The organism is Photorhabdus sp. RM322S (assembly GCF_042879395.1).
GTDB classification, from domain to species: domain Bacteria; phylum Pseudomonadota; class Gammaproteobacteria; order Enterobacterales; family Enterobacteriaceae; genus Photorhabdus; species Photorhabdus khanii.
Genome location: NZ_JBHFKW010000010.1, coordinates 41734 through 66562, shown reverse-complemented (window position 1 = coordinate 66562; position 24829 = coordinate 41734). Strand labels below are relative to the sequence as shown.

21 protein-coding genes, 1 tRNA gene and 4 pseudogenes are annotated in these 24829 nt (G+C 43.2%); 11 read left to right on the top strand and 15 right to left on the bottom strand.

The genetic code is table 11. From position 1 onward, the window contains the following. The first annotated feature begins 1084 nt into the window (after positions 1–1084). Positions 1085–5143, top strand: coding sequence for a DUF6137 domain-containing protein (locus tag ACGF63_RS08305; RefSeq protein WP_387630034.1), 4059 nt, complete (start codon positions 1085–1087; stop codon positions 5141–5143). Here the strand turns inward: ACGF63_RS08305 and ACGF63_RS08300 are convergent. Continuing rightward, positions 5136–5301, bottom strand: a pseudogene (locus tag ACGF63_RS08300) (AAA family ATPase); the annotation flags it as partial. The gene ACGF63_RS08305 and the pseudogene ACGF63_RS08300 sit on opposite strands and share 8 nt — an antisense overlap. Positions 5302–5337: 36 nt before the next feature. On the opposite strand from ACGF63_RS08300, the gene ACGF63_RS08295 reads away from it, so the two are divergent. Together ACGF63_RS08295 and ACGF63_RS08290 are read left to right on the top strand one after the other, a co-directional pair. Further along, positions 5338–6132, top strand: coding sequence for a hypothetical protein (locus tag ACGF63_RS08295; RefSeq protein WP_331251359.1), 795 nt, complete (start codon positions 5338–5340; stop codon positions 6130–6132). A gap of 113 nt (positions 6133–6245) precedes the next feature. Further along, a complete protein-coding gene (locus ACGF63_RS08290) occupies positions 6246–7208 on the top strand; it encodes an endonuclease domain-containing protein (RefSeq protein WP_387630030.1) in 963 nt (320 codons plus the stop codon). Between the two features lie 387 nt (positions 7209–7595). Here ACGF63_RS08290 and ACGF63_RS08285 read toward each other — a convergent pair. Next, a pseudogene (locus ACGF63_RS08285) lies at positions 7596–7919 on the bottom strand (transposase); the annotation flags it as partial. Between the two features lie 426 nt (positions 7920–8345). Here ACGF63_RS08285 and ACGF63_RS08280 point away from each other — a divergent pair. Beyond that, positions 8346–9224 (top strand): Insecticial toxin, encoded by an 879-nt coding sequence (locus ACGF63_RS08280; RefSeq protein WP_387630028.1) that lies wholly within the window; start codon positions 8346–8348, stop codon positions 9222–9224. 116 nt (positions 9225–9340) lie between these two features. Here the strand turns inward: ACGF63_RS08280 and ACGF63_RS08275 are convergent. Further along, positions 9341–9508, bottom strand: a pseudogene (locus tag ACGF63_RS08275) (IS982 family transposase); the annotation flags it as partial. A 305-nt stretch (positions 9509–9813) separates the two neighbouring features. Here ACGF63_RS08275 and ACGF63_RS08270 point away from each other — a divergent pair. Then, a pseudogene (locus tag ACGF63_RS08270) lies at positions 9814–10017 on the top strand (site-specific integrase); the annotation flags it as partial. Positions 10018–10400: 383 nt separating this feature from the next. Here the strand turns inward: ACGF63_RS08270 and ACGF63_RS08265 are convergent. The 4 genes from ACGF63_RS08265 to mutY all read right to left on the bottom strand — a co-directional run bounded on the left by ACGF63_RS08265 (position 10401) and on the right by mutY (position 13117). Next, a tRNA-Phe gene (locus ACGF63_RS08265) sits at positions 10401–10476 on the bottom strand. A 160-nt stretch (positions 10477–10636) separates the two neighbouring features. Continuing rightward, complete coding sequence (gene mltC, locus ACGF63_RS08260; protein ID WP_152963897.1) at positions 10637–11710, bottom strand: membrane-bound lytic murein transglycosylase MltC; 1074 nt, start codon at positions 11708–11710, stop codon at positions 10637–10639. Positions 11711–11773: 63 nt separating this feature from the next. After that, entirely contained in the window at positions 11774–12046 is a 273-nt protein-coding gene (locus ACGF63_RS08255; protein ID WP_036849997.1) for an oxidative damage protection protein, read from the bottom strand. 30 nt (positions 12047–12076) lie between these two features. Beyond that, positions 12077–13117 (bottom strand): A/G-specific adenine glycosylase, encoded by a 1041-nt coding sequence (mutY, locus tag ACGF63_RS08250; protein WP_152963898.1) that lies wholly within the window; start codon positions 13115–13117, stop codon positions 12077–12079. Between the two features lie 241 nt (positions 13118–13358). On the opposite strand from mutY, the gene trmB reads away from it, so the two are divergent. The 5 genes from trmB to ACGF63_RS08225 all read left to right on the top strand — a co-directional run bounded on the left by trmB (position 13359) and on the right by ACGF63_RS08225 (position 17229). After that, complete coding sequence (gene trmB, locus ACGF63_RS08245; RefSeq protein ID WP_387630023.1) at positions 13359–14078, top strand: tRNA (guanosine(46)-N7)-methyltransferase TrmB; 720 nt, start codon at positions 13359–13361, stop codon at positions 14076–14078. After that, a complete protein-coding gene (locus ACGF63_RS08240) occupies positions 14078–14404 on the top strand; it encodes a YggL family protein (RefSeq protein ID WP_036849990.1) in 327 nt (108 codons plus the stop codon). Before trmB ends, ACGF63_RS08240 begins: the two co-directional genes overlap by 1 nt. 80 nt (positions 14405–14484) lie before the next feature. Further along, positions 14485–15411, top strand: a complete 927-nt coding sequence (glsB, locus tag ACGF63_RS08235; protein WP_162524247.1) for a glutaminase B — start codon at positions 14485–14487, stop codon at positions 15409–15411. 28 nt (positions 15412–15439) lie between these two features. Next, positions 15440–16162 (top strand): DUF2884 domain-containing protein, encoded by a 723-nt coding sequence (locus tag ACGF63_RS08230; RefSeq protein WP_036849986.1) that lies wholly within the window; start codon positions 15440–15442, stop codon positions 16160–16162. Positions 16163–16278: 116 nt separating this feature from the next. Then, the gene (locus ACGF63_RS08225; protein ID WP_152963900.1) at positions 16279–17229 is read left to right on the top strand and encodes a siderophore ABC transporter substrate-binding protein; all 951 of its coding nucleotides are present in this window, start codon (positions 16279–16281) and stop codon (positions 17227–17229) included. Positions 17230–17848: 619 nt separating this feature from the next. Here the strand turns inward: ACGF63_RS08225 and hemW are convergent. The 5 genes from hemW to ACGF63_RS08200 are packed head-to-tail and all read right to left on the bottom strand — an operon-like array spanning position 17849 to position 21702. Continuing rightward, on the bottom strand, positions 17849–18979 hold the full coding sequence (gene hemW / locus ACGF63_RS08220; protein ID WP_036849982.1) for a radical SAM family heme chaperone HemW: 1131 nt from the start codon (positions 18977–18979) through the stop codon (positions 17849–17851). Beyond that, positions 18972–19565, bottom strand: a complete 594-nt coding sequence (locus ACGF63_RS08215) for an XTP/dITP diphosphatase (RefSeq protein WP_387630018.1) — start codon at positions 19563–19565, stop codon at positions 18972–18974. Before ACGF63_RS08215 ends, hemW begins: the two co-directional genes overlap by 8 nt. A gap of 26 nt (positions 19566–19591) precedes the next feature. Further along, the gene (locus ACGF63_RS08210; protein WP_152963902.1) at positions 19592–20140 is read right to left on the bottom strand and encodes a YggT family protein; all 549 of its coding nucleotides are present in this window, start codon (positions 20138–20140) and stop codon (positions 19592–19594) included. 19 nt (positions 20141–20159) lie between these two features. Then, positions 20160–20981, bottom strand: a complete 822-nt coding sequence (gene proC, locus ACGF63_RS08205; protein ID WP_387630015.1) for a pyrroline-5-carboxylate reductase — start codon at positions 20979–20981, stop codon at positions 20160–20162. A gap of 25 nt (positions 20982–21006) precedes the next feature. Further along, positions 21007–21702, bottom strand: coding sequence for a YggS family pyridoxal phosphate-dependent enzyme (locus tag ACGF63_RS08200; RefSeq protein WP_152963904.1), 696 nt, complete (start codon positions 21700–21702; stop codon positions 21007–21009). Between the two features lie 21 nt (positions 21703–21723). Between ACGF63_RS08200 and ACGF63_RS08195 the strand changes: the two genes are divergently transcribed. After that, entirely contained in the window at positions 21724–22743 is a 1020-nt protein-coding gene (locus ACGF63_RS08195) for a type IV pilus twitching motility protein PilT (RefSeq protein ID WP_387630013.1), read from the top strand. Between the two features lie 42 nt (positions 22744–22785). On the opposite strand, the gene ruvX is transcribed toward ACGF63_RS08195, so the two are convergent. From ruvX to gshB, 3 genes are all read right to left on the bottom strand, one after another. After that, positions 22786–23205, bottom strand: a complete 420-nt coding sequence (gene ruvX / locus ACGF63_RS08190) for a Holliday junction resolvase RuvX (RefSeq protein ID WP_036849970.1) — start codon at positions 23203–23205, stop codon at positions 22786–22788. Further along, positions 23206–23769, bottom strand: a complete 564-nt coding sequence (locus ACGF63_RS08185) for a YqgE/AlgH family protein (protein ID WP_036849968.1) — start codon at positions 23767–23769, stop codon at positions 23206–23208. Positions 23770–23877: 108 nt separating this feature from the next. Then, positions 23878–24828 (bottom strand): glutathione synthase, encoded by a 951-nt coding sequence (gene gshB, locus ACGF63_RS08180; protein WP_152963905.1) that lies wholly within the window; start codon positions 24826–24828, stop codon positions 23878–23880. Between the last annotated feature and the right edge of the window lies 1 nt (position 24829).

Genomic DNA, 24829 nt, shown 5'->3' with positions numbered 1-24829 from the left:
CATCTTCCTTTAGGGCTATTCTCATGCGATGAAGAGGAGTATTAACTAAAATATGATCTTTTTCAACAACTTAAATAAAAAAATAGTGTTTTTTTTCTGTTTTATAAAAATATCTTGTTATTTCATAATGTTATAATTATAAATTAATCGTTTGATTTGGTGTGTTTGTATGTAATTTTCAAATTTAAACAATTGATTAAATGTTTTGAACAGGGGAGATAGTAGTGATATTTATTATCTAATCTAATGTTTTATCATTAATAATGATATGAATCAGACGATTTAGTTCTTTTTTTCTGGTTATTTGTTGGGATATTCTATTGCTAATGATTAGGTCGTGTGTTTTATGATCAAAATCATTATCTATAGCTTTAATTGTGAAGATTTAATCATTAATCAGGCAAAAATAACTGTGTTAGCAAGGGTTAGTCTGTGTTTTCGCTGTTTTTTTACCGTAGGCCCTAATAATAGTAACTCAGGGAAGTTATATGGAGATCATGAATATGGGCGTTGTAATGGAAAGATGAACTATCATAATAAGGTAGATGGAAAAGGAAACCATCAGTTTAAAATAGGCTTTCCGACAAAATAATAATTGATTTTTAAATGTGCTATGTGGTTCATGGATTCGATGGTTTTATGTCTCATGGACCACCATTCATATAAGAGATTTAACTACAGCGTAATTTCGTAGTTGGTGAAATTCAATTCAAGGAAAAATTCAGTTAGAAGAGAAGCTAAGCTAAGGTGATTAACAGGGCGTATACACAACGTTGAGCAAAAGCGGAAAATCAGCCAGTAAAATTGCTGACAGGTTATATGAAAGCACGTAATGTTGATACCGGTAGTTAACAAACTGTTTAAAATTAGCCATTGTTATTTCCTAATGTATTGACTATCGAGCAGGCAATATTTGTGTCATTAGGGCTTGAATTAGTGACGTTGCAGTATTGGCGTATACGCATCAATTAATACAGCACTGCATGTTATAGAAAATGAAGCGGTGGGCGGAAAGTCGCGACTCATATTTGTCAATGCGAAAACTCACCTGGGATTCTGGCTTTGAAGGTAAGAAAATAAGCGTATGACTGTAAAATTTGAACGATTGTACCAGCTAGCCCAGCACGTCGATTTTTCGGTGCTTATTCCCCCTTTGGTAATACTTCCTGCTGATGAAGCGCTTGCTATCACAGCGGTTTCTCCACAAGCTGATGCTGATCTGCTACGCGCCATCTACAGCAAGCATATTACCGAGCAACACGGTTGGGTTAAACAGGTAGTGGAAGTCTGTGGTCCGCCTCCCTGGATTGTTCGTAGTGCTGGTCTGGAGGATGGTGACGCTTTCGTCAATGCGGGTGGCTATGCCAGTGTAATTTGCCATCGCACAGCAGATTTTGCCGAGACTGTTGCTGAGGTTACCTTTAGTGGATTTGAACCTCAGGCTATTGCACAACAGCGGCTAATAAATCCTGATTATCAACCTCAGCCAATCGCCTGTTTTGTTCAGCGGTTGATTGAAGGTATTCCATCCCTAGTGGAACCCTTACAGGCACCCTATCTGACAGCTGATGTATGTCATAGTTTGTACAAAATTATCCTGCAGTTGCATCAATATTTTTCTGAAGTTACGTTAGATACTGAATGGGTATTGGAAACAGATCATGGCCTGGTATCGGCTACTGGGCTGACCTTGGCCGCCCCTGATGGCATCCGGGGTGAACTGGCGTTTGGTTTTGGCTTTGCGTCGGCGCAATCACCTGGTTCAAGGGTAAACTCGGTCGCCTATCATTGGCCGACATTAGCTGCTCCCTTGTGGTATAGCTCGCAATTATGCCAAGTGCACGTAAATAAACTTTGGTTAGTACAGGTGCGCCCTGCACCGGGTTACACGCTTGAACGTTGTGTTCAACGGTTAACCGCCGAGGTACGAACCGAGTTGGCGCGTTGTATGCGCACAGTACCGGTGACAGCACTATTGCATCCTACTGTGCCCTCTTTAGGTAGCTTCCTTTCTGCATCGACATTGGATGATGCTTGGTCTCGTTACCTGCGTCTCCCCCCATCGGTGCAAACAGCGCTTACCGCTGTCTTCGTTGAATATGGGGTGGCCTGTGAACATGCCGGCATCATGTTCCGTCAACAAAAGTTGCCGGTTTTTCTTACCCAATTAACAAATCTACCTGCGGTTCCCTGGGTAGTCATTGATGGTATTGGTGAACTGGCCTACTTTAGTGCACAAAAGCCGCTTATCGTACTCAAAACGGAAACAGCCGAATCGGTTAATTTGCCGGCTTTAGTGCAACGTGTGTTTGACGACAGTGAATCCCTGCCGATCGAGGTGCTTACATCTCAACGTATTACCGATCTTCTGCAAAATGCATTGACCGGTTTGCCTATGTTAACGGAAAAAGCCTATACCACTCTTAAACAACGCACGACTTTTCCAACAGACACCTGGCTACAAAAGGGTAATGTTGTTCGAAGCCCCAGTTTAACCGGTTGGCTCCTCGCACAGATAGGTGAGAAAGCCATTGAGTTTCTACCCTCTCATTGGTTGACAGCTGATGCAACAGCAGATTATTTCTGTGCTTTCACGGCTAAAAGCAATCCGCAATCTGCGTTACCGCGTTTATGTAAGGCTATTCCAACACTTGCAGACAGGATCATCCAACTCAATGATCTTCGACTGCTTATGCAATTAATCAAAACCGAAGCATGGATTGAGAAATTGCCATCCATCCGACTGGCCTCATGGATCGATGCTGCGATAACCGCACCGTATAGCGATGCACACCGGTTGCTGGAATGTATACTTCATGTACTCGCAGATACAGAAATGCTGCCCATTTACGAGGATGCCGATCGGCTAAATATCGTACATGCTTTGGTCGGTGCAGCAAAATACGGGCTTTCTCCTGTCTCTCTATTAGAAATAATACACTACAACCAACTAGCACCGATTGCGCTCGCTAGCCTGGTATGTGCACCCAAAGCATTTGCTGCCTACCTGGCTTTTTTGGCTCCTCTGAAACGCTTTAAGGTGGCTGCTGCATTGGCTGGTGCCAGCGAAGCAGCCGATTTACTGCAAGCTACCGCCAGCCTGATGAAGGTCCTGCATAACGCAAACTTACCAACATTGAAGGGGCTCTGTCGTATTGACCTGGTGGATGCTTATGATCAGGTGCTTAAAGCTGTATTAGCCGATGTGGTAGATCGGCGTGATCTCATTGCATATCAACGTTACTTGGATCTGCTAAGTGGTTGGATTGCCTTTGCTCAACTGTCGATTCTTTCTGCCACGGAGAAGGCTGCATTACGCTCTTTCTTAAGATGGATAGAACGTGCTCGTCATCAATCCATGCCAGACAATTTTTTTCTTGAGTTAAAAGAAGACATTGTGGAATGTTTGGGCGACGACTTCTTACGCTGGCAAGTTCTAATACCCATTGCCGGTAATATGGATCCTAGTCAACTCCCTATAGAAAATGCACATCAATTACATAATCTCTTACATCAGTGGATGTTGGCTCGTTTCCGAACTGGATCAGGTTCTGAACTGCCTGCTCTTCTACGCAAACTGATAAATATCGCAGATGGTTTTGGCGATGCACGTTCTTGTTTGCTGAGGTTAACACGGAACATTTTAGAGATCTCACTTCCCTTTGTGGTACACAAGGCCAGCTTCCTTTTCAATGAGAAAGAGTTGATTGTTGAATTTGCCGAATTACCGAACGCTCCGGAAGAGGACATTGGTCGTTTACATGTATTCGAAGCGTTAGCATTACGTATCGTCGAATGGGAACCTATATGGCGGGTATCATTGAATCGGGTTTGTCAGTTAGGCACCTGGACGCTTTTTTTGCGCATGCAGCGTACTGATGGCGCAGATTGGCAAGCTAAGGATCTACATCAACTGGTGCTCTGGTTGCGAGTGCTGTTCGATACAGCTTATGACTTCTCGTATGTTCCTAACGATGACGTTTCACATGTATATGAAATGGTTGGTCATTCTCCTTGGCGTGAGCTGTTTCGCGCTTATGCTACTTACCGGGCAGCGATTGATTTTTCTACTCAACGTATTACCGTCTATTCATTGCCCTTTGCCACAACGCTGGCAGCACTTTGCCTGAATCAGTCTGTACGTGATGAGGTAACAGCAGCCTGCATTGCCGGTTTTGAAAGTGCCTGGAAAGCCTTCCATTGTATTGTTGAAAAACTGGAGAGAGCCGAAACTGACCAAAACCAGTGGGGGATCCTTTATACTACAGCAGGGCAACTGGGGTTGCTGCTTTCAGCGATGTGGCCGGAACAGACATTGATGCGGATGGCACAAGCGCCGCTATCACCTGTTGCCGCTGAACGAATGGGTGTCAGTCTGTTACATCGTCGTGACTTGGCTGCCACATTGCAACAGCTGATTACAGTGCCGGAAAATGCGGCTTTGCGCGATTTGGTGTTACACCATATTCCTGAAATTGCTGTGAGTGCAAGTTCTGCCTCTACAATCGCAGATGAAGTCACAAGCTGGCAAAGTAAGTTTAAGCGCTGCAAGGAATACCTGCTTGCTCATCATGCCAATTTACTCTCTGACAGCCAATGTCGGCAATGTGTCAAACAGCTCGGACTGGTGCCCTATGGCATAACTGAGGAAATTGAAACCTCTATTCAACGTGCTCTGGCTCACACAGCAGCAGAGGTGAAAGGTCGTTTTAAACTGGACGAAGTTGACCCTATTGTTATTATTCGCGCCATTGGTACGGAGACTGGCGCCAGTGTGCTTCAATGCAAATTAGGTAGCTTGTCATGTAGAAAAATTTTGGGGGAAATTAGTTCAATATCAGTAAATTACATTCGGCAATTGATTATCAAAGTCGCCTGCGACACGACAGGTGATAATGCAGAAGAATTAATTGAGCGCGGACGGCTGGAGATCCCTCCACGCGATGCGATTGAATTTGTGGTACGCCTGGAAGCACTGTTTGACTGTACTTTGGGATGGTTGCGATACGAGCCTTTGTCAATAGAGATTAATGAATTTTCGGCGGTCGTGAATAATGCCCTTAATGCGCGCGTATATACTGCATCAACAAGTGCCTGCTGTTTGTGCTGTTGCCATCGATTGGAGTTACGGCCAAGGTTATAGGGGTGAAGCCCAAGTTCAGGTTCATCAATAATAATTGAGCTTGGCATGTAGTCTTTGGATTGCAGCAACACGGTAGTCAATAGGATAAAGCGTAAAGTACCATCAGATAATTCACTCGCTTTAAAGGGAATATCCTGTTCTTTCTCTGTCCATTCGAGTGTCTTTCGGATGATACGGAGCCGGATCCCCTGCGGGTGTTTCCTAAAGAATCGCCCTGTTTTGTTATCCATCATGTCACTTTGTCTGGCCGGGAAGCGTTGCCTCATTGGTTGCTCTTGCAACGTCTGGCTGATCTGGCCAATGGCGTACCGCAAGTCAATATTCAGACCTCGAACAGTGATGGCGTCTCCCGCAACCAGTACAGTCAGTTTAATGTAGATCAGCGGGGCGCTATTCTTAATAACAGTGGCGTGAATACCAAAACTGATTTGGGGGGCTTGATTACGGCTAACCCTTGGTTGGCTCAGGGTGAAGCCAAAATTATTTTAAATGAAGTCAATAGCCGTAATTCCAGCCAGACGACGTTAGCGACAGGTCAAACAATTTTGGAAAACGGCCGTCTGAAAGGGTTTGAAGTGGGTGATGGTATCCTGACCGTTAACGGCAAGGGCTTGAATGATGCCAAGAGTGATTATACCCGCCTGATTGCCCGCGCTGTCAATATTAATGCCAAATTACACGCCAAAGATTTGACGGTAACGACAGGGCGAAACCGTGTTGATGAGCGGGGGAATGTGATACAAATTCTACCCGTTTCTGGTGATGGTAAGAAGAATCCTGAATTCAGCCTCGATGTGGCGGCGGTTGGCGGGATGTATGCCAACAAAATTAAGCTGGTCGGCACCGAGCAGGGGGTTGGTGTACGCAATGCCGGGCCATTGGGCGCACAGGCAGGTAATTTGATGCTCAACACAAATGGTCATCTTACCAATAGCGGTATTATCACAGCCTCCGCAGTAGTGGTTCGCTTACCAATCGCGGTCTCATAACGGTTTCAGATGATGTTACCCTTCATAATCAAGGCAAATTAGATAATAAAGAACAGCAGCAGCGTCTGAAAGCGTTATCTTAATTCAGTGCTAATATATTACCAAGGTAAGCAATGACACCTGAAAACTATTTAGTTACCTATCGGAATAAAAATGGAAGCAGGATATTTGTTCTGTTTACAACTGATTTTGGCGATTTTGTGCTTACCAAGGACTGCAAAGGAGATGGATGTGTCTGTTTAGGTTGTTTGCTCTTCACTGTTACGGGTGGAGATATCAATAACCAACACCCTATCCTGGATACTGACAAGAGAAAGGTTTTAAAGGAAAACCTGATTGTGTATCCATTTACAGAGATAGGTGGACTTATGTTACATGGCCTTAAACACGAAAAATACAAAAAATATAGAGGCTCAGTTTCTAAGCCACAGCTTGACGAGATATTCCGCACACCTGATGCTTTATTATTCATCAAGCAAGAAGATGATGGAACGTTCACATATTCTTACTTATCACCAACATTTGATAAAAAGGTTATTTCTCGTGGATGTAAATCAGGGAATTGCCCATGTATAGGATGCCGCATCGTAGATATGATATCTATTGATGATAAAGGAATTTCTTTTCATGTTGTAGATATAAAAGCATCACGTTCTACACCAGACGATGAGCTGGTTTTGCCCGTTTTTAGTGATCATGAAGAAATCATATCAAAGCTATTAAGCAAAGACCCGAGTATTCGGCATGAGTTTTCACCAAATATATTTGACTCACCACTTGAAAAAATGTTTTATAAACTTGCTTTTTTAGATTTACATATTTACCCGCAATATAATGTTGGAAAATATCGAATAGATTTCGCGATCCCTGATAAGAAGATTGCGATTGAACTTGATGGACATGACTATCACAAAACGAAGTACCAAAGAACTTATGATGCTCAACGTGATAGATGGTTGTTTGGCGAGGGATGGCAAGTGTTAAGGTTTACAGGGACTGAAATTTATAAAAACCTAGATGGCTGCATAGATGAAATATGTAATCTATGCGGTATAGAACGTTTATCAAACTATTAAAGGGGAGCATGTTTCATGCGAAAGGATGCAACTATGAAAAATCACAATAAATTGCTCTTTTTGGCATGATAAGACATCAATTTTATTTTAATTGGCCTTAATTGTATTATTCATAGGCATAGTTTCAGCGGGCTGGCTAAAGAGTCGATTAATTATAACGTTAACGTCCGCTTCTCGCTCTTAGCAGAACGCCATATTTAGCCGCAATTTGCTATGGCAAGTCGAAAAGTGGATGGCAGATTCGACTAATAAGTGCAATTTTTCAGAAGGGCGGTCAGTTGCTATAGTAGGCATTTTTCTCGCCAAAGGAAAATGCGCTATGGCCTATACACAACTGACCGAAACAGAAAGATACCCGATTTCCAGTTTAAGAGAAGCGGGTTTTTCTCAGCTTTTCATTTCTGAGCAGGAAATATTCAGTGACGGTTTGTTCTCTTTGAGACAATAAGCGATGAGTCCCCCCAATACATTCAACATTAATCCCTGCACACTACGGTGTCGTGAATGTTCTATCTGAGAAATATTCTTTAATTGATCATTGATGGTTTCTATAATGAAACGTTTTGATAACATCATCTTATCTCACACCGAGAGCGCTTTTGCCTTCATGTTACTGCGCGTATTGGTGATGAATGTCACGTCTGTTGCGTTTAAATCATCAAACAGAGCCTGACTGATATATCCCTTGTCGCCGTAAAGTGTTCCTGTTAATCCCGTTGCTATTCACGCACGGGCTCTGGTCCTTATAAGATCTCTTTTTTCTTGGTCGAAAATTCTGATCTTGGAACAGGCATTTAGTTCCATCTTTTATCCAGAGTTCAGGTTAATTAATTAAACCCAAGCCGCCAGTACAATATATGTACTGGCGGTGTTATTTCTTCCTTTATTCTGCATATAGCATTTTGGGCACTACTCAATGAAATTCCAACAATTTCATTACCGAAGTGGACTTTTAGCTTTGTGTTTACAGTTTCTGATTTGTCATAAAATTAATATTTAATCGTGATGTAGGCGTTAATTTGGTTTAGAGTTATTTTTTATAAAAATACAATATATAGAGTGGAGGATATTTAAATAAGTTAATATTCATCTTATTTTGATTATTCCGTTCTTCGATTATTCAAAGGATTTATAAATATGTTCGAGAATGACTTTGGTGTTCGCCAGCAAGTTAAGAGAGAATTTATTTGGGAAGGGCACATGAAGGCGATTGAAAAAGCGTCTAAAATGGGTAATTTTGCTGTCAGTTTTCGGGCGGCAGGTGAACCAACTCTGAAAGCGCTTAGTAAAGGCGCCGCCGCGAAAGGACACGATATTCTTGAAAAAACAATTAAACCTGGTTCAATTAGAAAAGCGTATTCTGGAGATGAAGCTTCAGATGTCATAAATAAGGTGCGGAAGGCATCTATTGAGGGTTATGTCGGTCACTGGGATAAAAAAAGTGGTCATCTTAAAGGTATATATATGAGCAGTGGTGACAGAAGAATTTACCCAATAGATTTAAACAATTTGGAGGCAAGTCTCTCTTCCTTAAAAGGAAAAGAGAACTGGGCCGCGCTGCCTTTCACTGGTGACTATGATATGCATGACATGATTAGTTTCACGACTCAACCACATTCAGTTCCATCTGCTTCATTAGAAGAAAAGAAAATAATCGATCTCATTAACCGATTTATTGCTCAATCTGATTTAAACCGGCCATTTGAAGATATAGAATATAATGTTATCAGGCATGGTCCTCAGGTAAGTTATCCTGCTTTTGCTATGGACAAAGAGAGAGAAAAAGTAAAGAAACGAGGTGGGATTGTCAAAGTTGTTGCCGAACCTGGAGAGTTTCCAGTTGCTATTATCTGTAAAGGAAAATGGATAATAGCAAATGATATTTATGAATTAGAAAAGTTTTACAACAAGGTTGGTGCAAAAATGAAAGTGAGTTGGAGGCCAGGCACTGGAAATCCGGGTTTTGTTCCTAATCCTGAAAAACCGGGTATGGCTAGATTTAGTTGGAAAAAATAAACCTTACCTGTAGCCGCTTGAATTTGAAAACCGTCATGCTTGCAATCATTGCCCTTTTTTGCTCGCATTAAGTGCCAATGAAAAGGGAATCATGCTTACATTAACCTGAGTTCTGGTTAAGCCGTCACTAACCTATCCATTTCTGAGCAGGAAATATTCAGTGACGGTTTGTTCTCTTTGAGACAATAAGCGATGAGTCCCCCCAGCACATTCAACATTAATCCCTGAACACTACGGTGTCGTGAATGTTCTATCTGAGAAATATTCTTTGATTGATCATTGATGGGGTGAGTAGACCGCAGGAACTTCCCCCACAGTCTCTCGCAGAACGGTACGCGAGCCTCTTGACTCATACCGCTCTCATCAAGCAAACGTGCCTGTCATTCCTGCCCGCCAATGGGCAAGCAACCCCTGATGCTTCTGCAATCCTTTGAAGCAGTTTTGAGGCTTGGGTTTTATGCCTGCTCAGTGCCTTGAACTTTCGTCTGGCCCAGCGCACTCATGCTTTGTTGAGTTGCCTGAATACCTTATACAGTTCCGAACGACAAAAATTGACTATAATAGCTCAACCATCCACTTATCATGGGATTTTCGGCATACATTGGCAACTGAACTGATGAAAGCGCCTGATCGTAATTTGCAAATGGTACGCGGATTATTGGGACACCGCAGTATTGCCACAACGATGGAATATATTGATATCAATCTGGATATTGCCGGGCGTGCGCTGGAGCGCGAATTGATGCTGTATATTGATGTTGAGCCAGAGAGAGGAGAAATGTTAATCAGATAAACCGAAATATTTTCGCGGTTGCCTAGACTTGTTTTTTCTATACAAATTCCCTGTCGCAAGATGGGGAATTTTTTTGAACTGATGCAATCTCCCATAATTGACCTTCTTCTGAACAATTAGGAAAATTGAGTAACCGACATACAACATCGTGTTAATTAATTCGTTGATTTTGGTTTGGATGGCTTGACAGTTGCAATAGAACTTGTAAGTATTGCGTTCCAGCGCGAAAGGGATGCCTAAACTTTCAGGCATCCTGGCTTGGTAACCCTTATGTTCAATTCAATATCAAAGTACTGAAAAGCTAAACTGACTACAGTTATACATTCGGGTTCTTGCATTGGTCGCCCATTAAGTTTTCATCTCCTAACAAGCGCACTTTAAATTGGTGCCCGGAGGCGGAATCGAACCACCGACACGAGGATTTTCAATCCTCTGCTCTACCGACTGAGCTATCCGGGCAACGGGGCGCATTAAACCGTATTCGGTAGAACCCGTCAATATATTTCTTTTGAAATAGTGATTCGTGCTCTGAAATTACTCGATTAGTTAAAAATATAGGCAAAAAAATAACAGAGAGTAGAAAAATTGCTCTCCGTTATTTTCTTAATATTTTAATGTTTCAATGATGATAGCCTTTCTGGGCAGTATTGACTTTCATCAAGTAGCGGCGTGATTCTGCCGATGGGTGTTTAGTTGTCAGGGTTTCATAAATATCACCCGGTGCCATGCTGTTGATGATTTGAGCCGCTTTTTTCTTATCGCTGGAGAATACCCGTAATACACTGCCTGCACCGCCATTGTAAGCGGTTATCACCGCATAACGGCGGGAAGTTGCGTTAGTAATGCCACCTAGGTAACTGTTTTGTAATATCGATAAGTATGCCGTGCCGGCATCAATATTATTTTCTGGATCAAATAGATAACTACGGCTTGGTTGGCCTGCTTTGCCTTTCATCTTAAAGACATCACGGCCAGCGGTATGTTGTACAACCTGCATCAATCCAAGTGCATCAGAGCGGCTGACGGCATATGGGTTAAAACTGGATTCTATTTGCATAATTGCCAGGATCAGGGATTCGTCTACCCCGTATTTAATGGAAGCCTGACGGATCAGTGGTAGATATTTATGAGCGCGTTTATCCAAATGGTTTGGTACCAGTTGCATGGTGACAGACCAGATGACATGTAAACCCGCTTGGCGTTTCTGTAATTTATTCGCCAGCAGATAATCTGCAAAATGTGCTGCCCGCCATTCCCAACGGATCGGCTGACCGTTATTGTCCATAACCTGTCCGTAAAGGAAGGGTTCTTTACTGATCTGAATGTCGTTAATATCAGAATAGAGATCGATAGAACCTGGATCATCACCCATTAATAAGGTGGTGATAATGGCCTTGCGCAAATATGTTGTGGGGTCTGTCGGAGAAATTGTCTCAATAGTGATCGTTCCGGCCTCAAAGTTGATATGGCTGCGGGTCTGGTATTGATCGGTATATTTGACGTAATCTTTTGGGCCTGCAATTAATACTTCGTGCAACCCCCAAATGTTTTCAATGTTGTGGGCAAATTGGCCCATCAAAATATCAAAGCCATTAGTGTCTTTTATATATTTTTCGTTGTATTTGGTATCTTTAGTACTGGTACAGGAAACGAGCAGTGGGGCAATAACAAACAGCGCTAACAGTTTTTTCATCTTACATTGCCATCTGGTGTTGAATACAACATCAGAGCCAGCGGCTCTGATGAAAGCTGAATATTATTTTTCTGGTGGGGTATATCCGTCAATTTGAATATCATGGCCTTCGAACAGAAATTTAACCATTTCCTGTTCAAGCAATTTACGATCTTCCGGATTCATGGTGCTAAGTTTTTTCTCATTGATCAGCATGGTTTGTTTACTCATCCACTGTCCCCATGCTTCTTTGGAAATTTCATTGAAAATGCGTTTGCCCAACTCTCCCGGATAAAGCTGAAAATCCAGCCCCTTGGCTTCACGTTGTAAGAAAGTACAAAAAACAGTTCTGCTCATAATAAATCCTCAAAATAGCGGGTATGGGATTCAGCTCAGTTGTTGCAACAGATATTCAACTGGTGCTGCCAGCCCAACAGTCGCGGGTTGCTGTAAGTTATACCAAAGTCCTCTATTTTCATCCATGCAAGCGGCAAAAGATAAAATATTTATTTTTATCGGCACAATATCCAGATGAAAATGGCTAAATGTGTGGCGGAATGCGGTTAGTTGCTCATGTTTACTGTGAGAAATACCGGATTGTTCCAGCCAGCTATTCAACAAATCCAGGCTTTCAAACTGAGGAAATGCGAATAATCCCCCCCAGATCCCCGTTGGTGGGCGCTGTTCCAGCCAGACCGTGTTGTCATTCTGCATCAGCAGGAAATAAGCTGTTTTTTCAGGAATGCTCTGCTTAGGTTTTTTACCCGGGTATTTTGTCCAGCTATGGTTAGCATAGGCGATACATCCCTGCTTTAATGGGCAGATTTCACATTTTGGCTTGCTACGGGTGCAAACCATTGCCCCTAAATCCATCATCGCCTGATTAAAATATTCGACTTCTTTTGCTGGCGTTACATTGGTGCTAATTTGCCAGAGGTGACTTTCAACCTCTTTTTTACCCGGCCAACCTTCTACTGTGTAACAGCGGGCCAATACTCGCTTAACATTGCCATCAAGAATCGGGAAATGTTTACCCTGAGAAAGCGAAAGGATTGCACCGGCGGTTGAACGGCCGACGCCAGGCAGGGCAACAACATCATCAAATGTTGTTGGGAATTCGTCATTATGCCGTTCCACAATCTGTTGCGCTGCTTTATGCAAATTACGGGCGCGGGCGTAGTAACCAAGACCAGTCCATAAATGAAGAACTTCATCAAGCGGTGCGGCGGCAAGTGAAGCTACATCAGGAAAACGTGAAATAAAGCGCTGAAAATAGGGAATGACTGTCACAACCTGGGTTTGTTGCAACATCACTTCTGAAAGCCAGACGTGATAAGACGTCTTTTCCAGTTGCCAGGGCAGGGTTTTACGACCGTAACGATGGTACCAATCCAGTACCACTTTAGAGAATTGCTTTGCTTCCATCATTGGGATAATTATCTTTAGGGAAAATCAGTGTTTCGTGAACAGGATTGCAACATAGTGTTACCTCGCTGTAAACCGGAACTTTGTTTTCGCGGCACTGCGCAATCTGGGATTAAAATTGTACTTGTCACTATTGGACTTGCTAAAATCGCCCATCTTTGGATAATGCGCTCTCTTTAGGTGGTTTGCCGGTAAAGCAGCCATAAGCGCCTGAATAAACGCCTTTAAAACTGACAGAAATATCATGATAAATAACGTAATTTCGCCGGAATTTGATGAAAATGGCAGGCCATTGCGCCGTGTTAGGAGTTTTGTTCGTCGTCAAGGCAGGTTAACTAATCGTCAGCAACAAGCACTTGATGATCTCTGGCCAAAAGTGGGTGTTGAATATCAGGCGGAAAAGCTGGATATGGCGGCACTTTTTGGGCGTGAAGCCCCCATTGTACTGGAAATTGGTTTTGGCATGGGAGCATCACTTGTCACTATGGCAAGCCAGAATCCCGAAAAAAACTTTCTTGGGATTGAAGTTCATGTACCTGGTGTTGGTGCTTGCCTGGCTTCTGCTGAAGGTGAAAATATCAGTAACTTGCGGGTGATGTGTCATGACGCTATTGAAGTGTTGGAAAAAATGATCCCGGAAAACAGTCTGGAAATGGTACAGCTTTTCTTTCCGGATCCGTGGCATAAAGCGCGTCATAATAAACGCAGGATTGTCCAGCCGCCATTTGCTGAACTGATAAAAAGTAAGTTGAACGTGAGTGGTGTATTCCATATGGCGACTGATTGGCAGCCATATGCTGAACATATGTTGGAAGTGATGAATGGTGTAGATAATTACCTTAATTTGTCTGAGAATGGTGATTATGTTTCGCGTCCATCTTCACGCCCGGTAACGAAATTTGAATTGCGCGGTCAGCGGTTGGGGCATGGCGTGTGGGATATCATGTTTAAGAGGGTTAAGTAATGGCTAAAAACCGCAGTCGTCGTTTGCGTAAAAAGATGCATATTGATGAATTCAAAGAAATGGGCTTTTCTGTTAAGTGGAGCTTCCCGTCGAATACACCTATAGATGTTATTGACAGCACTGTTGATGCATTTATTGATGAGCTGATTGAATCTAATGGTTTAGCGCTGGATGCCAGTGGTTACCTGCATTGGGAAGGTTTAATCTGCCTGCAAAAAGTTGGTATGTGTACAGAAGAACACCGCCAATTGGTTGAGAAATGGCTGACGGATCGTGGTATGGAAGATGTCATGACCTCTGAACTGTTTGATGTTTGGTGGGATTGAATAACATATCGCTGTAAAATAGCCTGAGTGAATAACAACAGGGGCACCTTTAATAGGTGTCCCTGTCAGGAGTAAAATCAGTGAGTACAACGTTTTCTAACACGTTATTGTCGGATATTTTGCGACAAGTTCGCCCCCTGATTGGCCAAGGGAAAGTGGCAAGTTATATTCCTGTATTGGCAGAAGTTCCTGCTGATAATCTGGCAATAGCTATTTGCACCATTGATGGGCAGATATTTCATGCCGGAGATGCTGAGAAGCGTTTTTCGATTCAATCTATTTCTAAGATATTGAGCCTGACCTTAGCGATGACACGTTATCAGGAACAGGAAATCTGGCAGCGGGTCGGACAGGAGCCTTCCGGTCAGCCATTTAATTCATTAGTTCAGTTAGAACTGGAAAAAGGCAAACCCCGTAACCCTTTTATTAACGCGGGTGCGTTAATTGTGTGTGACATGTTGCAGTCGCGATTGAGCGCACCTAAGCAACGCATGTTGGAGGTTGTACGTAAACTTGCTGGTTGCCCTGATATCTGTTACGACAACAAAGTTGCCCGTTCTGAAATGGAACATTCTCATCGAAATGCGGCAATTGCCTATCTGATGAAATCCTTCGGTAATTTCGATAACGATGTGCTTGCTGTACTGCAAACTTATTTCCATTATTGTGCTTTGAAAATGAACTGTATTGAACTTGCCAAGTGTTTCGTTTATTTGGCTAATCAGGGAAGCACGATAGGTTCTGAACAGCAGATCTTAAGCCCGCGTCAGGCACGACAGATTAATGCGTTGATGATGACCTGTGGTATGTATGATGGTTCCGGTGAATTTGCATTCAGGATTGGTATGCCGGGAAAATCTGGCGTTGGTGGTGGGATCGTATGTGTTGTGCCGGGAGAGTTGACGGTTGCTGTCTGGTCACCGGAATTGGATCGATCGGGGAACTCTTTAGCGGGTTGTGCTGCCTTAGAACTGTTAGCCGATCGTGTCGGGCGATCCGTTTTTTAACTTTCAGGTGGTTTTCTTAGGAGAAAATATGTTACGCAAAACTATCATTGCTGTATCTTTGCTATTTGTTGCTCAGGCTCAGGCTGGTTATGAATGCCAGGTAAATCCGCAGAATGACATTATTATTACTTCTCAATCTGTTCAGGTTGTGGGAGCAAGCGGTAATCTCCAGATTTCACCTGATGGTTCGGTTATCCGTGATGGTAAGAATCTGAACTTAAATACGGAACAGCGTCGGAAAGCACAACATTATCAGCGAGCTTTGCGGCAAGATTTGCCCTGGATTAAGCAAGAAACCAGTAACCATCTAATAACTGCCCGTAAATCTTTGGATAAAGTGGTGGTGGAGACTATGGGGAAGGACAGTAATGTGCGTAGCCGGTTGTCTGATCTTGAATCAGGGCTTAATAAACAGATAAGCCGAATTATTGAAACCCGCTCAGAGGGTATAGCATTTCATCATCAGGCGATTAAACAGGTTGAAAAAGAGAGCCGTAGCTTAATTGAACAGAGCCTTGGTGGCGTGTTACAAGACAGCATTAATGAGATTGGTAATAAACAATTCAGTTTGAATGGTGATAATAATCAGGCATTGCAATCTTTGCTTGGTAGCTTAGGTGGGTTGCAGAATAATTTGAAAGCTGAATGGAAAACTCAGGAAGAAGATTTCCAGCGTTTTGGTAAAGAGGTTTGTGGTAAAGTCAGCGGCCTTGAACAACAAAGAATTGAATTACTGAATTCTATTAAGTAATCCCCAATAATTACAAATAAGAATCAATTTGAAATTGATTCTTATTTAGATTGACATATTTTTCCCGCCACCTAGAATGCAGATTGTTACTAATATCCTTTCTTGGAGCGCGATATATGAAAAAGATAATCCCTGTCGTTCTGGCTTCATTATTTGTTGTTGCAAGCCATTCCGTATTTAGTCAGACATCTGCTGTATTCACTCCAAATGCTGTTGCTTCCCAGGTTGGCGATAGAATCACAGTGAAACATCTTTCTGGTGAAACGGATGTCAAAAGGGATCCTCAGAAGGTCGTTTTATTTGATTTCGGTACTTATGATTCATTGGCTAAATTAGGCTTGTCAGATCGGGTTATTGCACTACCTACTGGTCATACGCCTGAATATCTCCGCAATAATTTGCCTAAAGGGGTAGAAAGTGCCGGGGGTATAAAAGAGCCGAATTTGGAAAAGTTGGCGCAAATTAAACCCGATCTGATCGTTATCACCGCCCGCCAAGGGCCTTTCTATGAACGTTTGTCAAAAATAGCGCCAACCGTTAATCTGGGAACTGATAGTAAAAATTATCTGGTTTCAGTTGAAAGTAACCTGAAATTATTAGGTGAGTTGTTTAGTAAGCAAAATGAAGTGAAAGAGCAGATTGTTGAATTGGAAAAAACAATTGCTAAAGTTCAGGATAAAGCTAAAGCTTCTGGTGCTCAGGTTTTAGTATTATTGCATAACGCAGATAAATTAATGCTGAATAACCAGAGCGTCGTGTTTGATGTGGTTAAGGCACAGAAAGCGGAAGTGCCTATTCCGGCTGGTGAGGATAAAACCAAACGCATTGTGGTGACTTCCGACATGATTGCTCAGGCCAATCCAGATGTGATTCTCATTATTGATCGCAGCGAAGCAATTGGTGCCGGTAAACTTGATAAAGTACAGTTTGAAGATGATAAAGTAAAATCTACTTCTGCATATAAGAATAGCAAAATTACTTATCTTAAATCTGATCTGTGGTATTTATCTGGTGGTGGTTTGGAAAGTCTGGCAGCACAAATTAAAGCTGTTGAGGATGCCCTTTAATCAGCCGCTTTTGTCATGTTGAATTTGGGCTGTGATTGAAGTTCGATAATGTGTTGTCTTAGAGCCTATCCCAGTAGCCTTAATGGGATAGGCTGTTAGTTTGACAGTTAATATTACCGGTGACTGTCAGATTTAATTCCAGATGTTTATATTGGAAGGAATATATCAAAAACAGGCAATTACACAATTTAAATTACAGGCCCGTGATTATTCGTTAACTTTTTCTATATGTTGGCTTTTTATTGTTGAATTAAATGATAAGTTTTTATTTAAATATTTATAATTTCATTGAGTTGTGACTTATATACCCTATAGATTTCAAGATGCATCGAGACGGCAAGGGAGCGAATCCCCGGGAGCATAGCGAACTATGTGACCGGGGTGAGCGAGTGCAGCCAACAAAGAGGCAACTTGAAAGATAACGGGTATATATTATTTAATTTATGATTGCAGAGATACTATAACAATATAATAGTTTTCTGCCGATTATTAGCTTTCTTGATCCAAAAATTATGCTTATTTAAGCACAGCTATGCATAAACTCGAAACCAATGGTGGTATCAAGTTTATGCACAAGATGATCTTTATGGAGCTGAATTTTTCGAAGGCAGTTTTTGCATTAAATAAACAGTTCCAATAATGAATTCAAGAACAGTTTCCCTTTCTGCGTAATTTGCCAATGTGTCGTTGTTTCAGAAAGATAACCTGCTGCTAAGGCTTGATCAATTTGATTGCGGATTGAACTTTCCGATAATCCGGTGAAATCACTGAAATCTTGTTTTGGCATAGCTTCCAGTAAACGGAAGCGGTTCATAAAAAATTCAAATGGCCGATCTTCATTTTCTACCTGATGCTGTTTATCCAGATAGCGCCCCTGCATATATCCGCGAGGATGTTTGGTTTTTACTGTACGCAGAATACGACCATCTTCAAATGTGATTTTTCCATGAGCGCCACAACCAATACCAAGATAATCGCCAAAACGCCAGTAATTGAGATTATGCTGGCATTGATAGCCTGGTTTGGCATAAGCAGAAGTTTCGTATTGCTGATAACCTGCTGCTGTCAGCAATTGATGCCCTTGTGAAAAAATATCCCACAAAGCATCATCGTCAGGCAGAACCGGAGGGCGGGAACCAAAGCTGGTATTCGGCTCAATAGTCAGTTGATACCACGAAAGGTGCGGTGGTGATAACGCAATTGCCTGACGTAAGTCATCCAGTGCTTCATCAAGGCTTTGGTTTGGCAAACCGTGCATCAAATCCAGATTAAAACTACGTAGCCTCAGGCTGGCGGCTAAATGTGCTGCCCGTTTGGCTTCATCCGGCCCGTGAATACGGCCAAGACGTACCAGTTTATCCGGGCTGAAGCTCTGGACGCCAATGGATATTCGGTTAATGCCGGCTTGCTGATAACCACTGAAACGGTCGGCTTCCACTGTACCCGGGTTGGCTTCCATAGTAATTTCAGCTTGCGGCGATACCGGCAGGAGAGTACGAACACCGTCCAGTAATTGTTGCATCCCTTGTGAACTGAGCAGACTGGGAGTTCCACCACCAATAAAGATAGTGGTGATTTCCCGGCCGTTGACCATTGGCAGATCCGCTTTCAGATCTGCTAATAAATGGTCAACATATTCCTGATGTGGAACATCACCTTTTAATGCATGGGAGTTGAAATCACAGTAAGGACACTTTTGTACACACCACGGAATATGGATATAAAGACTCAGTGGTGGAAGCTTAAGCATTACGTAATGTATCCAACATCATTTTCAGTGCTTGACCGCGGTGTGACACGGCATTTTTTTGCTCACCACTTAACTCAGCCGCAGTACAGCCTAATTCCGGTACGTAGAAGATGGGATCGTAACCAAACCCGCCATTACCGGCAGGTTCATGGGCAATAATCCCCGGCCAGCGGCCATGAAATACCAGAGGTGTGGGATCTTCTGCGTGGCGTATATAAACCAGAACACAGTTAAACTGAGCCTGGCGTTGATCATCAGGAATATCTTTCATCGTATCCAACAGCTTTGCCAGATTTTGCTGATCGGTGGCACTTTCACCCGCATAACGGGCTGAATAGATGCCTGGAGCGCCGCCAAGGATATCTACGGATAAACCAGAATCATCAGCAATCGCTGGCAGGCCGGTGATTTGTGCCGCGTGACGGGCTTTAAGAATGGCATTTTCAATAAATGTCAGCCCAGTTTCTTCGGCAGAATCTACGCCTAATTCAGTTTGAGCAACGATATCCAGACCAAAATCAGCCAGTAATTGCGCCAGTTCACGAACTTTTCCGGGGTTGCCGGTTGCCAGAACAACTTTTTGCATTATTTTGAACCCAATTTAATTCTTATTTACTGTATCAGCCATGAGAGAACATCAGCGCGGAGATAGTTCAGCGCGTAGAGGATCAAAATGACGATCATTGCGGAGAAATCAAGGCCACCCATTGCTGGGATAATACGGCGGATAGGCGCCATCAATGGCTCTGTCAGTTGCATCAGAGCATAGTCAATCGGATTGCGGCCTTGGCTTATCCAGCTTAACAGCGCGCGCGCCAGCACCAGCCAAAATATCAGCTTGCCTGCGGCTGTCAGCAATTCAATTAATCCGATAGGGATGAAAAGCGTGAGGAAAGCAAATGCACCAGTACTGAACCAGAGTTGCATGGTTAATTTAAGCAGCACCAGAGCATAGGCCACAACAACAGAAGCGGTATCAAGCGGGCCAATAGCCGGGAGCACACGGCGCAGTGGCCGAACGACCGGCTGAGTAATTTTCACGACAAACTGGGCAAATGGGTTGTAAAAATCACAACGGGCCCATTGCATCCATACACGAAGTAATAAAACAACGATGTATAAATCCAGAATGGTGAACAGAATAAAAGTTAAAAATTGCATTTAGCAGCCCTGATAAAAATTAAAATTGTTTTTCTATTTCCTGTGCGCGGCGAATAGCTGCCTGCATGGCACTGGATACGATTTCCGGCAATTTGCTTTCATAAAAAATGCGCAATGCTTCCGCAGTGGTACCACCTTTAGATGTTACCTGCTCGCGCAGGGCTGCAAAAGGGAGATCTGCATTTGATGCGGCCAGCGCCGCAGAACCGGTTGCTGTTTGCAAAACGATTTCACGGGCTGTTTCACTGTCAAAACCTAGGCGTTCTGCCTCCTGTTGCATTGATTCCATAAACAGGAAGAAATAAGCAGGGGCACTACTTGCTATAGCGATAATATCATTGATGCCGTTTTCATCCTTTACCCAGTGGGTTTTACCGACGCTGTTCATCAATGCTTGAGTGAAATCACGGTCAGACTGACTGACTTGCTCAGGCGCGAATAATCCACTCAACCCCTGACCAACTAATGCTGGGGTGTTTGGCATGATTCGGACAATGTTGAGTTTGTCTTGTAATAAAACTTTAAAGCGTGCAACAGAAATTCCTGTTGCGATAGACAGAATTAATTTGTTACTGAAATCCACCTGCTCCTTTAGCGGCTGGCAGACATCTGCCATCACTTGCGGTTTTACCGCCATAACAACAACATCGGCTTCCTGTGCGCAGCGAATATTATCACTGCTGCTATTGACGTCATACTCCTTTGCCAGTACATCGCGGCGAGCATTGCCAGGAGCGCAAACATTAATCAGCTCAGCAGGGTAGCCTCCTTTTACTAATCCGGCAATGATGGCGTGAGCCATATTACCTGCACCAATAAAAGTAATTTTACGTTTTTCCATTAAATACCTCGTAGCATTGATATGGTTAGTTGTGATACTGACGTGCACCGAAAATTGCCGTCCCGATCCGTACTAATGTGGAACCACAATTAATGGCAGCAGCCATATCATCAGTCATCCCCATTGAAAGGGTATCTATTTGAGGATATTGAGTTTTCAGGTTAAAGAAAGCCTGTTCCATTTGCCTGAAAACCACTAATTGGCGTTCATAGTTGGGCTCCGGTGCAGGGATTGCCATTAAACCGCGTAGTTTCACGTTCGACAGTTTGCTTATTTCGGCTGCCAAAGTGGAGAGTTCAGCAAGTTGAATACCTGATTTACTCTGTTCATCACTGATATTTATTTGGATAAGAATATTCAGTGGTTCCATTCCTTCCGGGCGTTGTTCGTTTAGACGTTGTGCTATTTTCAGACGGTCAACGGTATGGCACCAGTTAAAATTTTCTGCTACCAGACGGCTTTTATTAGACTGTAACGGACCGATAAAGTGCCATATCAAATCATTACGATTTGCAAAATAAGCAATTTTTTCTACCCCTTCCTGTACGTAATTCTCACCAAACTGGCGCTGACCGGCAACGATTGCTTTTTCGATATCTTCCACAGGCTTGGTTTTACTGACTGCAAGCAGAGTAATTTCTTCTGGAGCGCGTTCGCATTTTTGTGCGGCAACGGCTATGTGGGTCCTGACATCTTGTAAATTTTGTTCAATATTGTTCATAGTGACTCAGGAGATTAAAAAATGAATATGGATAAGCTAGTGGCCCTTAGTGTAAAGCATAATGCTTCAGATCTGCATCTTTGTGTTGGGCAAGCTCCTGTATTACGTATAAATGGTGTGCTTTATCCACAAACTCAACTGTCATCTGTAAATAATGCTTTGCTGGAAGAGTGGAGCAGGCAGTTTCTATCAGAATATCAGTTAGAACAGCTATTAGTTTGTGGACATGTGGATTTTGCGATGGAGACAGAAAACCACCAACGATTGAGAGGCAACATTTTTCGTCAGCAATCGGGGCTGTCAGTCGTTCTGCGCTTAATTAGCTCGCAGTGCCCAACTCTGGAACAGCTAAAAGCGCCTGAAATTATCCGGGAAATGATTTTGCGGGAAGAAAGTGGATTGATTCTGGTGACTGGTGCCACAGGCAGTGGGAAATCGACAACCTTAACCGCCATTGTGGATATGCTGAACAGTCATTGTTGTCAGCACATTATTACATTGGAAGATCCTGTGGAATTTATCCACCACAGCCGCAATTGTCTGATACAACAACGACAAATCGGATTGGACTCCTCCAGCTATCAGGAAGCGCTGAAAGGTGCTCTTCGGCAGGATCCTGATGTATTGCTGTTGGGTGAGCTACGGGATAAGGAGACAATACGTCTGGCATTAACTGCGGCAGAAACAGGGCATTTGGTATTTTCAACTTTGCATACCAGAGGCGCAGTACAGGCAATTGATCGGCTGGTGGATATATTTTCGGCAGAAGAAAAAGGATGGGTACGTAGTCAGCTTGCAGGGAGTTTGAAGGCTGTGATAGCGCAGCAATTGGTTTCTGCACAGGATGGAGGGCGGATTGCCGTGTATGAAGTGTTGGTGGTTAATCAGGCGGTCAGTCATCTGATACGGGAAGGAAAAAATCATCAAATAACAACGCTTATGCAGACAGGTGCTGCCAGTGGAATGCAAACCTATGAGCAAGGCTGGCAGCAGCGTAAATTACAGGGATTATTGGCTGAGCAGATGGAGGTTAGCAGTTAATCGTTGTTGTTAGTTGATCCGCAGTTATTGTTAGTTGATAGCTTAATAGTGCAGCTCGAACCAGCTTTCCAGAATAATAACAGCGGATGCAGCATCGACTTTACCTTTATCTAAAGCTTTGTAGCCTCCACGGTCAAACAGATGAGCGCGGGCTTCAATCGTTGTCAGGCGTTCATCCTGGAGTTCAATTTGTACACCAAACCGGCCATGAAGCCGGTTTGCAAATTTACGTGCCTGTGTTGTTACAAGTTGCTCAGTGCCATCCATATTGAGGGGAAGACCAACAATAACCAGATCTGGCTGCCACTCTTTAAGTAATTTTTCGATTTGCTGCCAATTGGGGATACCATCTGTGGCTTTAAACGAGGTCAATGCTCTGGCGGTACCCGTAATTTCCTGCCCGATAGCTGCGCCGATACTGCGGGTACCAAAATCGAAGGCCATTATTGTGCGGTTACCCATCTATGCATGTCCTGCCTGTGGAGCAATATTATAGATATTGATACCAAGCAAAGATGCGGCTTCACGCCAGCGATCTGCAATGGGTGAGTTGAAAATAATATGTGGATCAGCGTTTGCGGTGAGCCAGCTATTTTCCATTATCTCTTTTTCAAGTTGCCCCTTTTCCCAACTTGCATACCCCAGCGTGACTAATATCTGTTTTGGTTGGCGTGGCGTACCCAGGGTTTCAAGCACATCTTTGGATGTGGTGATCATCGTGTCATCGGAAATTTTGATACTTGAACTGAAACCTGGTTGTGGTGTGTGCAATATAAAACCATGATCTTCGGCAAGAGGGCCACCTGTCATGACCGGTTTGTTTAGGCTGATACTTTCATCCCGATCTTCCGGTGAAATTTTCAGTTTTTGTAGAACTTTCCGAACAGAGATTTGTTCAATTGGTTTATTTATCACCAATCCCATTGCCCCGTTTTCGTTGTGTTCACAAACGTAAACAACTGAGCGTTTGAAGTAGGAATCAGATAATGTGGGCATGGCGATAAGAAAATGGTGCTGTAGATTCATTTTGTTTTTGGTAATTAACCTGGCTATTTAAGGATTATTTAGCCCACAGTATGTGGGCTAAAAGTGCAAATGACAAACCTTGACAGGAAAATTAACGAAAAGAGCTTTTTATTTCTCCAATCGTTTTTCAATCGCATTCATCAACATGCCGGTTATTGAAATATCAGGGAAAGCCGCCTCTATCTCGCGTGCACAGGTTGGGCTGGTGACATTAATTTCAGTCAATCTGTCACCGATAATGTCCAGTCCAACAAAAATTAACCCTTTTTCTTTTAACGTTGGTGCAACAGTTCTGGCTATAGTCCAGTCACTTTCTGAAAGCGGGCGCGCTTCACCACGACCACCGGCAGCAAGGTTACCACGGGTTTCGCCCTGGGCTGGAATACGGGCCAGACAATAAGGAACAGGTTCACCATCGACAATTAATATCCGTTTGTCGCCTTCTTTTATAGCAGGTAAGAAATTCTGTGCCATGCAGAAGCGATTGCCGTGTTCTGTCAGGGTTTCAATAATTACGCCGACGTTTGGGTCATCTTTTTTCAGGCGGAATATAGATGCGCCACCCATGCCATCCAACGGTTTAAAGATGACATCACCGTGTTTTTGATGGAATTCACGTAGGTGAGCAGCATTGCGGGTCACTAATGTGTCTGGTGTTAAATCAGGGAACCAGGCTGTGAAGAGCTTTTCGTTACAATCGCGCAGGCTTTGTGGTTTATTGACGATAAGCGTACCTTTCTCTTCCGCGCGCTCCAGAATGTAAGTGGCGTAAATGTACTCAGTATCAAATGGAGGATCTTTACGCATCAGGATAACATCCAGTGTTTCCAGTGCCAGATCTTGTTCTCTATCGAATTGATACCATTGCTGTGGATTATTTTCTACTTGCAATAGGCGGGTACGTGCGCGGGCTTCCCCTTGGTGCAGATAGAGATCGCTCATCTCCATATAATGAAGTTCCCAGCCGCGGCGTTGCGCTTCCAACAGCATAGCAAAACTGGTGTCTTTCTTGATTTTGATGGATGAAATGGGATCCATCACTATTCCGAGTTTGATCATT